Raw genomic sequence first — 14,242 nt, 5'->3', positions numbered from 1 at the left:
ATGTCTGGCACTCTCATTCTCCGACCTGCCACGAGTGCGGAGCTGGTCGACCTGGTCGGCCAGGCTGCGGCTGACGCATCGCCGCTCGAGCTTTTCGCGGGGTGCAGCAAGCACTCTGTCGCCAATCCGGATCGCGAGGTCCAGCCGGTCGATCTCGGTGCCTTTACCGGCGTTGTCGATTACGAGCCGAGCGAACTTGTAATGACCGTCCGGCCTGCCACACCCTTGGCTGAGGTCGAGGCCCTGCTAGGCCAAAACGGGCAGATGCTCGCCTTTGAACCGTGGGATGCCGGAATGCTTTGGGGCAACACCGGAAAGTCAACTATCGGCGGCGTCATTGCCGCCGGCATCTCGGGTCCGCGCCGCCTCAGCGCGGGCGGTGCGCGCGATCATCTTCTCGGCTTCCATGCTGTCTCGGGCCGGGGCGAGGGTTTCAAGGCGGGCGGAAAGGTCGTCAAGAACGTGACCGGCTATGACCTGTCGAAGCTCATCGCCGGATCATGGGGCCAACTCGCGATCATGACCGAGCTCTCGCTGAAGGTCCTGCCGGCACCGCGATCGTCTATGACTGTGTTGGTGGAAAGGCTTTCCGCCGAAGCCGCGGTACGCGCCATGTCGGCCGCCATGGGCTCGCGCATGTCGCCGGCTGCGGCCGCCCATGTTCCAGCCCGGGGGAGCGATCGTTCTCGCACCTGCTTTCGGATCGAGGGCTTTGCCGAGTCTGTGGCGGAACGGGCAAGGCAATTGGCAGTGCTGCTTGAAGGCTACGGATCGGCAAGCGAACTTGACGCTGAATCGTCTCTCTCGTTCTGGCGAGACGTGCGCGAGGCGGGTACTCTCCAGACGGCCGAAGCGCTCTGGCGTGCCCATCTCTCGCCGGCAGCGGCAGCAAAGCTCGCCTATGCGCTGAGCGATGCTGGTGCGGAATGGATCATGGATTGGGCCGGCGCAGCGCTGTGGATCGGCGCGTCCTCAGAAACTGACGTTCGTTCGCTCGTAGCCGCGCACGGCGGCCATGCCATGCTCATGCGTGCCCCCGAGGCTTTGCGCTCCACCACGCCGATCCGCCATCCCGAAGCGCCTGCCGTCGCGGCGCTGTCTGCACGGGTCCGGCAGGCCTTTGATCCTGCCGGCGTCCTTGATCCGCGGAGGTTCTGCTGATGCAGACCCGCTTCACTCCCGAACAGTTGCTCGATCCTGAAACCGGCAATTCCGAAGCGGTGATCCGCAAGTGCGTGCACTGCGGTTTCTGCACTGCAACCTGCCCGACCTATGTCCTGCTCGGCAACGAGCTCGATAGCCCGCGCGGGCGCATCTACCTGATCAAGGAGATGCTTGAAAATGACGCCGAGCCCAGCGCCGATGTTGTCAAGCATATCGACCGCTGCCTCTCGTGCCTATCCTGCATGACGACCTGTCCGTCGGGCGTGAACTACATGCACCTGGTCGATCACGCGCGCGCTTATATCGAGGAGCGTTACAGCCGCCCGTGGCATGAACGTGCCATTCGCGCTTTGCTCGCCCGGACGCTGCCCTATCCGGGGCGAATGCGCTTTGCCCTGCGCGCGGCGCGACTGGCGCGCTGGATGGAGCCACTGCTGGACCGCGTTGCCGCGACGAAGCCGCTTGCGGCCATGCTGCGGCTTGCTCCTCGCAGCATTCCGAAATCCCGGTCGCCCCGAAATGCCGCTTCAGATGGAAAGCGCGGCCGTGTCGTTCTGCTGCAGGGTTGCGCCGAGAATGTCCTACGGCCCGAGATTCGCGAGGCGACCGTTCGATTGCTCACCCGCGCCGGCTTTGAAGTGGCGTTCGCCAAGGGGGAGGTGTGCTGCGGCGCGCTGACCTGGCACCTAGGGCGCAAGGACGATGGGCTCCAATCCGTCCGTCGCAATGTCGAAGCCTGGCGCGCCGAAATGGCGAAGGGACTCGACGCGATCATCATCACTGCCTCTGGTTGCGGTACCACGATCAAGGACTATGGCCACATGCTGCGTGAGGACCCGGCCTTCGCCTCGGATGCCGCACGCCTTTCGGACATGGCGAAGGACGTGACCGAATTCCTGGCTCAAAAAGGCTTGCCTGATGCTGACGGCGCGAGAAAGCTCGACGTCGCGTATCTGGCGCCCTGTTCGATGCAGCACGGGCAGAAGGTCGTGCGCCAGCCAATAGAACTGATGAAGGCGGTAGGCTTCACCGTGCGCCAACCGGCTGAATCGCACCTGTGCTGCGGATCGGCGGGAACTTACAACATCTTGCAGCCTGATCTCGCTGCCCAACTTGGGGACCGCAAGGCTGCCAATCTGGACCGCCTCCGGCCGCAAGTCATCGCCACCGGCAACATCGGCTGCGCCACGCAAATCGCCAGCCGGACTGGTGTCCCTGTGGTTCACACCATCGAACTTCTCGACTGGGCAACCGGCGGACCGCTGCCGCCCGCTCTGTCATCCAACCCTGCATTGCAACAAGGAAACTGACATGGCTTCGCTGACCCTCGACCAGGCCAACCGCATCGCCACCGCCGCACTGGCCAAGGGCCGCGAGTTGTCGCTCAAGCCGCTGTGCGTTGCCGTGCTTGACGCCGGAGGTCACCTGATCGCGCTGCAGCGTGAGGACGGCGCATCGAATCTGCGCCCGCAGATTGCCATGGGAAAGGCATCGAGCGCGCTCGGCCTTGGCGTCTCCAGCCGCGTGATCGGTGAAATGGCGGCCGAACGTCCGACTTTTATCGCCAGTCTTGCCGGGCTGGCGGATGCTGCCATCGTACCTGCTGCGGGCGGGATCATTGTCTACAAGGCTGGTGAGGTGATCGGCGCGGTCGGCGTGACCGGAGACACCTCGGACAACGATGAGACTTGCGCTCTCGCCGGCGTGGAAACGTTGGAACTGGATTAGTTCAGGCGAAAGCAGCGCAAACCGACAGGAAGTGAGCAATCTGGTAAATCGGTCTTACCAATGTTTCTGCCGGGAAATATAAATCACCCTCGGCGGTGTTAGCCTCCTGATCAGGAGGGAAGCCAGAAGGATCGATGCCGCGACTTACGGCACGACCCCGGAACAGCCCTCCATCGCTTGATTATAACGGGGAGGATTTATCATGAAAGCATTGCTCCTATCGACCGTACTCTCGGCAGGCATGTTGCTGCCTGCAGGACCGGCAGCCGCTCAGGCAGCAGAAGAAGGCGCAGAAGCGCCGGCCAACGGCAATGAAATCGTCGTTTCGGCCCGCCGCCGCGATGAAGCTCTGCAGGAAGTGCCGCAGACTATCAACGTTGTCACTGCCGAGCAGATCGAGAAGCTCAACCTCCGGAACTTCACGGATATTCAAGCACTCGTTCCCGGCCTGACGCTCTCGGGCGGCGGCAGCTTCTCGACATCGGCGACGGTACGCGGCGTTGCCTTTAATCCCGAGGCGAGCGGCAATAACGCCACCGTCGAGTTTTACCTTAACGAAGCGCCGATCTCGTCCAACTTCTTGTTCCAATCCTCATTCGACGTCGGCCAGTTCGAGCTGCTGCGGGGCCCTCAGGGCACGCTTCGCGGGCGCGCCTCGCCGTCCGGTTCGATCACGGTGACAACGCGCAAACCGAACCTGCAAAAGGCAGGCGTCTCGTTCAGCGCAACGGCCACCGACACGCATGCCTACAAAGGTGATTTCGCGCTGAACGTCCCGGTGATCGGTGACGTGCTGGGTATCCGGCTTGCCGGCGTCATTGACGAGAACCAGGGCAATCAGATTCATTCGATCAAGGAGGACGGCAATTACACCCCGGCGCCGTTCCGCAAGACCAAGGGGTTGCGCGCCAGTGCGCGGTTTGAGCCGGTCGACTTCGCCTCGTTCAACTTCATGTACCAGACTCTGCGCAGCCGACAGGTGCAGTTCAGCTCGGTGGAATCGGCCTCCTTCGTAACGGGCAATCCTTCAGTCGCGACCCCGGTCATCAATCCGTTTGATCGCCTCAGCCTTGAGGACTCTGGTTCGCGGCAAGGGCAGGACCAGCAGATCTACGTTTGGAGCGGCGAACTGCGTTTTGCCGGACAAAAGCTCAGCTACACCGGATCGCATAACCACCAGGACTTCTTGTCGCTCGCCGCGTCTGACGGTGCCGACTACTTTGGTCCGCCGCGTTTCCAGTTGGTTGAACGCACCTTCCGAGACCCGACCGGCTACGAGGCCGTGTGCAGCGAACAGAGCCTTCGCGCCAATCTGACGCCGACCAATCAAGCCTATTTCCAGTGCACACACGGCAGCGCCTCGCGCAACTCACACGAGTTCCGCCTCAGCTCTGACGAGCGGGTGCTGGGCGTGTTCGATTACGTTGCCGGCTTTCTTTACGACCGGAACATTACCCCCAGCCGGCTGACCCAGGAAACGCCCCTGATGAACAGCGCCGGCACGGCAGTTTCGTCGATTAATCTGACCTCGATCGTGCGCGATGCCAATTCGACCGAGAAGTCCTGGTTCGGCAATGTCATCGCTCACCTCGGCGAACGCGCAGAGGTCTCGGGTGGCCTGCGGCATATCAATTACCGCAACTTTTCCAGCTTCCTGCAGAACGGAAACCGCACGATTCCCGATCGCAACAACACGGTGGAAGCAACCGTCTGGTCGGGTTCGGCCAAGTACCGCTTCAGCGAAGACCTAATGGTTTACGGTACGGTCGGTACGTCCTGGCGGCCGGGTGCCTTTGCAATCGGCGATTTCAACCTGCAGCCTACTGTGCGCGAACGGTCGTTCTTCGACCTGCCGCCGGAAAAGTCGACCTCCTATGAGATCGGCGTGAAGACGTCGTTCCTCGACAGGCGCGGCCGCTTCAACGTCAGTCTCTACAAGCAGGACTATGACAACTACGTCTACCGCGGCAACAGCGTCTACTTCATCAACTATTCCTTGCAGGGCGGCGTCGTGCGTTCGTCGGTCAGCAGCTTCAACTTTGTCGCGGCGGTTCCCGCGACTGTGAAGGGCGTGGAGGTTGAAGGTGCCTTCCAAATCACACCGCGTTGGTCAGTGAGCAGCAACTTCAGCTACGCCGATGGTCAGATCAGGAACGGCACCATCGCATGCAACGACATCAACGCCGACGGCAAGCCCGATACCAATGCTGCGCTTCCGACTGTCGCCGCCTTGCAGGCAGCGGTCGGCCCGGGCGAGAACGTTGCCCAGTGCGCCTATTCCGGCCGCACGCTGACTTCGCCGAAATGGTCTGCAAACATGCAGTCGGAGTATAACTTCCCCATTTTCGATACGGCCGGCGGCTTCGTTCGCGCTCTCGTCAACTACACGCCGCGAAACGAAGGTGATCCGAACAACACGAATGATGACGTGTCGGCCTATGCGCTGGCCAATGTCTACGCGGGGATCCGGGCAAGCGACGGATCGTGGGAGCTGCAAGCCTTTGCCAAGAACGTGTTCAACACGCGCCGCATCCTCAGTCAGGGCGGCGCCCCGCTTTCCAGTGCGATCCGCACGACGGCTGGCGGCACGATCAACTATGTGTCGGACTACTACAGCGTCTCGGTCAACTCACCGCGGGAAGTAGGCATCAGCCTGCGCCTCGCGATCGGTTCGCGCTAAGTTTTAGTCGGGCCTGTCGGTCGGAGACCCCTCCCAGTTTCTGAACGGCAGGTCCGGCCAAACTGCGGTCCGCTGAAAGGCGGGCCGCTTTTTGGTGCAATACCGGGCTTGCCGAGTGCAATATCTGGAAACATGTAGGTCAGGTTGTCATAGGAGACGTCATGATCGTCAGACCCAGCGATCAATTGTCCGCCGGCAAGGTATTTTTTTCCGCGCTCGGGCTCGATGTCCGCCACTTTGGCGCACTGTGGCATGTCTACAAGATCGGCCAGCTGATGACGACCGACCTCAACGACATCTGCGGACGGCATGGGATCAGCCTTTCGGATTTTCACTTGCTGGGGGCCTTGCTGATGGAGACTCCAAAACCGCTGCGGGCCACTGACCTCGCCGAAGCGCTAAACGTGTCGAACGCCGCATTGTCGCAAAGGATCAAGCGGCTCGCGGTCGAAGGACTTCTGCATTGCGGTCCAAGTCCCAGCGACAAGCGGACGAAGTTGCTGACGATCTACGAAGAGGGGAAGCTGCTGGTCGAGCGAGTGGGAAGAGATCTTGAAGAACATGGACGCTTCCCCGCGCATTATCGGCGTTTGTCGGCCGAGGACCAGAACCACCTGGACCGGATCGCGTCTGAGCTTCACACTCAGCTCTCCCGCGATTTTCTTCCAGCTCCCAGAGGAGGTGGTTAAGGGGTTAAACAGTCCGCTCTTGGACTACTGGAATGCTTGGGGCAGTCGTCAGGCTACCAACAGAACGCGGACTCATTTTCCATGACTGCCCTTGCCGATATTCTCTTCCGCCCGCTGCAAGTGGGTTCAATGACGGTCAAGAACCGCATTGCCATGGCGCCGATGACGCGCGGCTTCGCGATGGGCGGCGATGTCGGGCAGCCCCATGTCGATTACTATCGCCGCCGCGCAGAAGGCGGCACCGGCCTGCTGATCACCGAAGGCGTGGTGGTCGATCGGCCCGCCTCGCGCAACGAGCCCAACGTGCCCAAGTTCTATGGATCATCGCTCGACGGGTGGAAGCCCGTTGTAGATGCGGTTCACGGGGCTGGCAGTGCCATTGCGCCGCAAATCTGGCACACCGGTGCGGTACGCAGTTCGACCCACGACTGGGAGCCCGAGAGCCCGGTTGAGAGCCCATCCGGCCTGATCGCGCCCGAAAAGCCGCGTGGCATGGCCATGAGCGACGAAGCCGTCGCCGACACGGTCGCCGCCTTTACCAAGGCCGCTGCGGATTCCAAACGCCTCGGCTTCGATTGTGTCGAGGTCCACGGCGCGCACGGCTACCTGATCGACCAGTTCTTCTGGGACGGCACGAACCGGCGCAGCGATACCTATGGCGGCTCCACGATGCGCGAGCGGTCGCGCTTTGCCGCCGAAATCGTGCGCGAAATCCGCGCGGCGGTTGGGCCGGACTACCCGCTGATTCTTCGTGTCAGCCAGTGGAAGCAGCAGGATTACCGCATTCGACTGACACAAAGTCCGGAAGGAATGTCGGACTGGCTGGTGCCGCTAGTCGAGGCCGGGGTCGACGTCCTCCACTGCTCACAGCGCCGGTTCTGGGAGCCGGAATTCCCAGAGATCGACGGCGAACAAGGTCTCAATTTCGCGGGCTGGGCTAAGAAGCTCACCGGCGCGCTTACGATCAGCGTCGGCTCAGTCGGCCTCAAGGGCGATTTTCTGGGCGTGTTCAAGGGACAGATCTCCGAACCCGCCAGCATCGATGGTCTTGTCGAACGCATGGAGCGCGAAGAATTCGATATGATCGCCGTGGGCCGCGCCTTGATAACTGACCCCGACTGGGCCCTGAAAACAAAGGAGGCCCGGTTCGGCGAGATGATACCTTTTGTCTCCGATGCGCTTGGCGAATTTGTCTGAAGCTCAATAACCGATTGGAGTGGATATGGCGTTTGAAACGAAAGATCTGACCCCGCGCATCGGCACAGAAATCCTTGCGACCAAGGAGCAGTTGCTGCGCGGCGGCCTGCGCGAACAAATCCGCGAACTGCTGGAACAGCGGGGCGTGTTGCTGTTCCGGGAACTCTATCTGACCGACGAGGAGCAGTTTGCCTTTGCCCAAACTCTTGGAGAGGTGATCGATCAGGGCATCAGGGGCATCTACAAGATTACTCTCGACCCCGCGCTCAACGACACGGCCGATTACCTGCACGCTACGGTTCACTGGCACGTCGACGGCGCACAGGACATGGTCCCAACGCGCGCCTCACTACTCACCGCCCGCGTTCTTTCCGAGGTGGGCGGGCAGACCGAGTTCGCCAACACATATGCCGCCTATGACGACCTCTGGCCTGCACAGAAGGCCGAGGTTGACCGCCTGCGCGTGATCCATTCGCAGGAGTATATCCAGCGCGCGATGCACCCTAACCCGAGCGAGGAACAGCTTGCGCGGTGGCGGCAGCATCCAGAACAATCGCACCCCATGGCCTGGACTCATCGCTCGGGCCGCAAGTCGCTCCTGCTTGGACTGACGGCGGGTCGCATCGAAGGAATGAGCGAAGAGGCGGGCCGCAAGGTGATCGACGAGATGCAGGCCTGGGCCACCCAGCCGCAGTTCGTCTATCGCCACGAATGGACTGTGGGCGACCTCATCATCTGGGACAACACCGGGGTGATGCACCGCGTTGAAGCCTATCCTGCAGACAGCGGCCGCCTGCTCAGCCGGACCACGCTGGTCGGCGAAGAGCCGATTGCTTGAGGTCGAAACCATGAGCGCATACATCATCGTGTACCGTGAGAGCCCCGTCCGCGACGAGGCGGCGATCGCCGAATATTCCCGCCGCAACCAAGCCAATGCTGCAGCCTGGCGAGAGGACACGGGGATCCAGCCGCTCGTCGCCTATGGTGGGATCGAGGCCCTCGAGGGCGACGCGCCCGACGGCATCGTCCTGCTCCGATTTCCAACGATGGAACAGGCACGTGCATGGTACAACAGCCCAGAGTACCAGGAAGCCCTCGGCTTCCGCTTGAAGGCCGCCGAATGGCGTGTCGTGCTGGTTGAAGGTCTGGCATAAGCTTCTGGCCAGCCACGGTATTTTCTGGCTGAACGCACTATGTTTCTGCAGCGCAATACGTAACGCGAAATAGGCAGTTATAGCCGCCTTGGAAGGTGTGGCTCAACAACCGGGTCCACATTCCCCCTGTTTTCATGGACCGCAAACATGACCAAAGTCGCCTTCCGTTTGACCGCCGCCGCCGCTCTGTTGGCTGCAGGACCGGCCCCGCTCAATGCCCAGTCAAGTGTCCCGGAAGCTGTCCTGCCTGCCACGGTCACGGTGGACTTTGGCAAATCGCGCGGCGCTTTCCTGCATCCGGAACGCTACAACAACCTCAGCCGCGAACGGACCTTCCCCGGGCAGCGCGATGCCGATGTCCAGTTCTTCAACGAGCAGGGCCTGCATGGCCATACCTACAAGGTCTGGGTCGATGCGCACCTGATCTTCGATGCGGCAAGAGGCACTTACAATTATGACCTGGTGGCCGATTACCTGTCCGATGTGAGCCGGCTTTCGGACAATCTGCTCATGGTCATGGACACCCGCGTCATGATCCGCGACGGCAAGGCGAGGCCGGCCGAGGTCAAGCCCGTGATCCTCAATATCATGCGCGAATTGAAGCGCCGGCACCCGCAAATCAAGTATATCGAGGCCTTTAACGAACCCGACCACAACCTCGCCAAGGTGCTTACACCCTCCGGCCTCTACGATTTCTACAAGGTCTATTACGAGGCCGTGAATCAGGTGAATCGCGAGCTGAAGCCCAAGGTGCCGCTCCTGCTTGGCGGCCCCGGTTTCATGCAATACTCGAACGAGTGGCTGAACCCCTTCCTCGATCGCTACAAGGCGGACCCGTCACCCGGCAAGCGGCTCGATTTCATCTCATGGCATGGTTACGGTCGGTTTCCCGAGGGAACGGGTGCCACCAATGGCCCCCGTGCTTATCATTTCTACAAGACCGATCCGAGCGAAGTCGCGTCCGAGCGCGGCAGGCTTGAAGCGGCGCTAAAGGCGCGAGGTCTCAATACCCGTATTCCAGGCTTCATCACCGAGACCGGCATCTATCCCGGCCCCTCGTTTGACAACTCTGGAGATGCCCGGCCCGATTACTTGATCGGTGCGGCAGGAGTGCCCTCGCTCCAATACTGGTATATGGAAAATCCGGGTATCGTGCCGTTTAACTGGGTGCTCCGGCACTTTTCGGAAGAGCGCAAGGACCAGCTGATCACGCGCGGCGGTGCTGATCGCAAGACTACGCTGACCAATACCTTTACCCCCTATGGCAATGCCATGGCGATGATGGCCAAACTCAAGGACGTGCGTGTACCCGCGCAGTCGAGCGCCCTGACCAAGGGCAAGGGCGTCTACGCCATCGCCACAAAGGACAAGAGCGGCTTGGCGGTCATGGTCTGGAACTACCAGCATGTCGGCACGCGATCGTACCAAGTCACGATCGACATGGCCGCTCTGCCCGCCAAGCTGGCTGGCAAGCCGCTGCGCCAGCGTATGTACCGGATCGACGACAAGGTCAGCAACTACTGGGCCAACCCCGCGACGGCCAACCTGCAGCAGGTCGGCGAAATCGTGGTCAAGGCGGGGCGCACGCATTCCTCTACAGTGACCCTGACCCCCAATGCCCTCCATCTCGTCGTCCTCGAACCGGAGGGGCGTCGCAAGTAATGGCCTTTCGCTTCCTGCCCGGATGGTTGTTCGCCTGCCTGCTGTCATTGGTATTAGGAACCTTTTCGGCGCCGGCACAAGCAGAAGACGTGTCGGTCAGTTACGACGCGGCCAATGTCCAGGCGAACTACGCCGCCGCCCAGCTGCGTGCGGCGCTGGTCCGCCAGCAGCATGTGATCGTCGACCCCGACCAGGCGGGGGGATTTGCGATCGTCATGTCAATCAAGGCCAGCGATCTTGCCCCGCAGGCCTATGCCATCGATGCGCGGCCCGGCTCGGTAACTGTTGCCGGCGCTGACGGCCGCGGGCTTATTTATGGCGCGTTGGCCCTCGTCGAACAGCTCGACAAGGGGACGTCCATTCGCAAGTTGCAGAGCGCGAGCGAGAAGCCCACCGTCGCCTTTCGCGCGATCAAATTCGACCTGCCGTGGGATTCCTACCGCGCCAGCGCGGCGATTGACCAGCACCGCGATACCGTCCGCGACACCCGCTATTGGACGGCATTCTTTGACATGATGGCGCGCAACCGCTTCAATGCCATCACGCTCAGCAACCTGCACCCATGGCCTTACATGGTGCGGACAAAGGGGTTTGAAAAAGCCAGTCCCTTTGATGACCGCGAGCTTGAGGAATGGAAGCAACTCCACCGGACAATTTTCCGTCTTGCGAAAGAACGGGGGATCGACACCTACCTGCTGCCGTTCAACATCTTCGTCAGCAAGGAATTTTCCGAGGCCTACGGAGTCGGCAAGCTCAATACCTATCCGCGCTACAACACTAAGGGCGAGAAAACCCCGATCGTTCGCGACTACGTCCGCGCAAGCATCGGCCAGGTATTGGAGGAATATCCGGACCTCACAGGTCTAGGGATCAACCTCGGCGAAGGTATGGGCGAGATGACCGCGGATGAGCGGATCGGCTATGTGAAAAACACCTACCTTGCGGCCATCCGCGATGCCGGCCGGCCGGTGAAGCTGATTTGGAGCATCAACTCGGTCGAGACCAAGGAATGGCAGCAGACCGGTCACGATCCAAGGATCGACGAACAGATGCTGCGTGACACGATCGAGAAGATCGATTTCGTCGACGGTCCCATCCAGATCAACTTCAAGTTCAACTGGTCGCACGCGCTTTCGACCACAAAGCTTGCCCAGATCCACGGCGGCAAGTTGGGCGATACATATTTCACGCCGGCGCCGAAGAACTATCGCGTCAACTGGATCGCGCGCAACGAGGACGTGTTTGCCCTGCGCTGGGGCGTTCCCTCGTTCGTGCGCGAACACGTCAAGGCCAACGGCACCCCTGCTTATGTCGGCGGTTACACCGTGGGTAGCGAAACCTACATTCCGGCGCGCGACTATTTCACCGCAGCGGCCAATCACCCGCAATGGACCTATGCCTTCGAGCGGCAGTGGCTGTTCTACAAGTTGTGGGGCCGGCTGCTCTACAATCCGGATACACCGGACAAAGTGTTTTCGGACGAGTTTGCCCGGCGTTACGGACGCAAGGGGAGGAACCTGCTCGCGGCCTATGAACGGGCCTCGGCAACGCCGCTGCGCCTGGCATCGCTGTTCTATTCGCAATGGGATCACACGCTCTACAGCGAAGGCATGATGTGGCTGGATGGGCGCACGATGGAGTACATCAGCGTTGACGATCTCATCAGGCAACCGGTGCTCGATCCGGCCTATGTGAACATTGCCGATTATGTCGCCGCGACGCAAAAGGGGCAGACGTTTCCCGCTGCGCGCATGACGCCTTTAAGGCTTGCGGACAGGCTCTTGGCCGATAGCCGCGAGGCCCTCCGGCTGGTCCGAGGCATCAATCCTGGCAAGGACCTCGCGCTGCAGTACGAGGTTGCCGATGTGAAGACCTGGGCTCACCTCGGCCTGCATCTCGCCGCGAAGATCCGCGGCGGCGTGGCGCTGCAAACGTTTCGCACCACCGGCGGTCCTGCGGCCAAGAAACGAGCTGTCCGCCAACTCGAGATCGCGCTGGACGAATGGGACGAGGCCGTAAAGATCACCCGACCGCTCTACCGCCCGATGCTCCTTACCCACTTCACCGGTCAGAGTTCCGCTCTGAATCCGGACGCTGAATTTCATTGGGAGACCTTGCGGGCGAGCGTTGCGAAGGATGTCGAATTGGCTGTTACGGCTGGTCCGCCCCTCGCGCACGAACATTTGGAGAGGACTGCGAAATGAAAGCATTGAAATTGACTTCGGCGCTTATGCTTGCAACCGCGCTGGCATGGCCTGCCGTTCCAGCGCAGGGGCAACCCTTGGACGAAACCGGCGGTGGTCAAGAAGCCCTGTCTGAGCCAATTGGTCCAGTCTTTAGTCGGACCGCAACTGTAACGGTGGATTTTGCAGCCTCGCGCGGAACTTTGCGCAGAACCGAGCGCTACAACAACCTGACCCGCGCCTTCCGCTATGTCGATCAGCGCGATGCCGACGTCGCCTTTTACAACGAGCAGGGCTTGCGAGGGGCCATCTACCGGGTCTGGATCATCGTCGATGACATCTATGACTTTGACAAGGGTACCTACAACTATGCCGGAATCGACGATTATCTGGCCGATGTCAGCCGCATGTCCGATGAACTGCTCGTAGTGCTGGACACGCGGGCGTCGATGGGGCGGCTGGGCCGCACACCCGAACAAATCCGCTCTCCGGTAAAGACCATCCTGCGCTACATCAAGGAGCGCCACTCCCAGATTCGCTATGTCGAGCCGTTCAACGAGCCCGATCATAATCTGCGCCAGTACATGACGCCCGAACGGCTCTATGACTATTACCGGGTCTACTACCAGGCACTCAACGAGGTGAATCGGGAGCTTTCACCCGCGAAGCCCCTGCTCATTGGCGGTCCTGTGACGGGGTCATGCGGTAGCCCGTGGGCGCCGCCGGGCCCCAACAATGTCGGCTGGATCCCCAAGTTCCTTGATGCCTACGCGGCGGATACCGACCCCGGCAAGCGGCTCGATTTCCTGTCCTACCATGCCTACGGCTTTTTCCGGAACCAGAAGGACTGTTCGGATTACCAGCCGATCCGCAACGATCCCAGTATCTTGGCCCAGCAGCGTGCTCGTACAGACGAAGAGCTGCGCAAAAGAGGCCTGAACGTAAACACGCCCAGCTTTATCACCGAGACGGGCGGCTATCCGGGACCGTCTTACGATAACAAGCAGGATGCCCGACCGGACTACCTTCGGCAGGCCGCGACCATGGCTTCCTACATGTACTGGTATCTGGAAAACCCGAAGGACGTCCCGTTCAACTGGGTGCTGCGCCACGCGACCGAGGAGCGCAAAGACCAGTTGATCACGCGCGGCGGGGCAGATCGCAAGACCATGCAGACGCGCACCTTCACTCCCTATGGCAACCAGATGTTGATGTTCTCGAAACTTAAAGCCGAGCGTGTCGCCGCGGTGTCTTCAGCGCTTCAGGCCGGTAAGGGTGTCTATGCCTTGGCTACTAAGGATGGAACCGGCGCTGCCGTGCTGGTTTGGAACTATCAGCAAACAGGTCACCAACCTTTCCGCGTGAACATCGATATGGGCCGTCTGCCGCCCGAACTTCGCGGAAGGACTTTGCGCCAGCGGACGTATCGGATTGACGAAAAGGTCAGCAACTATTGGGCAAATCCTGAAACGGCAAACCTCCAAATGGTAAGTGAGCGCCGGATCGGACGTCACTCGCGACACCGCGTCGGGATCGACCTTTCGCCCAATGCACTCCAGCTTGTCGTGTTGGAACCGGAACCAAAAAAGGACAAGTGATCGGTAGCAAGTGAAGCACCTTGCCACGCCCAATGAAGCTTGACGGTCCGTTTTGTAATTCAGATCCTCGCCAGAGATCATGGGTCTCGTAGTGATGATGTGCGTTCGGTTCCCGTTTTCGCTGCGCAACGTAGAGGCCTTGCTATTCGAACGCGGCATCCGCCGGTGCCACGAAACAGTGCGGCAA

At 60.8% G+C, this 14,242-nt stretch carries 11 protein-coding genes; all 11 read left to right on the top strand.

From position 1 onward, the window contains the following. The 11 genes from WG900_RS05375 (at position 1) to WG900_RS05325 (ending at position 14,055) form a co-directional block, all read left to right on the top strand. Positions 1-1,161: an FAD-binding protein gene (locus WG900_RS05375; protein ID WP_339965358.1), complete on the top strand. Its 1,161-nt coding sequence runs from the start codon at positions 1-3 to the stop codon at positions 1,159-1,161. Continuing rightward, complete coding sequence (gene glcF, locus WG900_RS05370) at positions 1,161-2,474, top strand: glycolate oxidase subunit GlcF (RefSeq protein WP_339965356.1); 1,314 nt, start codon at positions 1,161-1,163, stop codon at positions 2,472-2,474. The genes WG900_RS05375 and glcF overlap by 1 nt, the downstream gene beginning before the upstream one ends. A gap of 1 nt (position 2,475) precedes the next feature. Next, on the top strand, positions 2,476-2,892 hold the full coding sequence (locus tag WG900_RS05365; protein ID WP_339965354.1) for a GlcG/HbpS family heme-binding protein: 417 nt from the start codon (positions 2,476-2,478) through the stop codon (positions 2,890-2,892). Positions 2,893-3,094: 202 nt separating this feature from the next. Further along, a complete protein-coding gene (locus tag WG900_RS05360; RefSeq protein WP_339965352.1) occupies positions 3,095-5,572 on the top strand; it encodes a TonB-dependent receptor in 2,478 nt (825 codons plus the stop codon). Positions 5,573-5,757: 185 nt separating this feature from the next. Further along, positions 5,758-6,261 carry a MarR family winged helix-turn-helix transcriptional regulator gene (locus WG900_RS05355; RefSeq protein ID WP_339965350.1) on the top strand — a complete coding sequence of 168 codons (504 nt, stop codon included), beginning with the start codon at positions 5,758-5,760 and terminating at the stop codon, positions 6,259-6,261. Between the two features lie 81 nt (positions 6,262-6,342). Further along, complete coding sequence (locus WG900_RS05350; protein WP_339965348.1) at positions 6,343-7,458, top strand: NADH:flavin oxidoreductase; 1,116 nt, start codon at positions 6,343-6,345, stop codon at positions 7,456-7,458. Positions 7,459-7,483: 25 nt separating this feature from the next. Continuing rightward, positions 7,484-8,296, top strand: coding sequence for a TauD/TfdA dioxygenase family protein (locus WG900_RS05345; RefSeq protein WP_339965346.1), 813 nt, complete (start codon positions 7,484-7,486; stop codon positions 8,294-8,296). A gap of 10 nt (positions 8,297-8,306) precedes the next feature. Next, on the top strand, positions 8,307-8,612 hold the full coding sequence (locus WG900_RS05340; protein ID WP_339965344.1) for a DUF1330 domain-containing protein: 306 nt from the start codon (positions 8,307-8,309) through the stop codon (positions 8,610-8,612). Positions 8,613-8,759: 147 nt separating this feature from the next. Next, positions 8,760-10,274 (top strand): hypothetical protein, encoded by a 1,515-nt coding sequence (locus WG900_RS05335; RefSeq protein WP_339965343.1) that lies wholly within the window; start codon positions 8,760-8,762, stop codon positions 10,272-10,274. Further along, positions 10,274-12,478, top strand: a complete 2,205-nt coding sequence (locus WG900_RS05330; RefSeq protein ID WP_339965341.1) for a glycoside hydrolase family 20 zincin-like fold domain-containing protein — start codon at positions 10,274-10,276, stop codon at positions 12,476-12,478. The genes WG900_RS05335 and WG900_RS05330 overlap by 1 nt, the downstream gene beginning before the upstream one ends. After that, positions 12,475-14,055 (top strand): glycosyl hydrolase, encoded by a 1,581-nt coding sequence (locus WG900_RS05325; RefSeq protein ID WP_339965339.1) that lies wholly within the window; start codon positions 12,475-12,477, stop codon positions 14,053-14,055. The genes WG900_RS05330 and WG900_RS05325 overlap by 4 nt, the downstream gene beginning before the upstream one ends. Positions 14,056-14,242: the final 187 nt, after the last annotated feature.

Source organism: Novosphingobium aquae (genome assembly GCF_037572715.1).
GTDB classification, from domain to species: Bacteria; Pseudomonadota; Alphaproteobacteria; order Sphingomonadales; family Sphingomonadaceae; genus Novosphingobium; species Novosphingobium aquae.
This window is presented reverse-complemented; position numbering and strand designations above follow the sequence as displayed.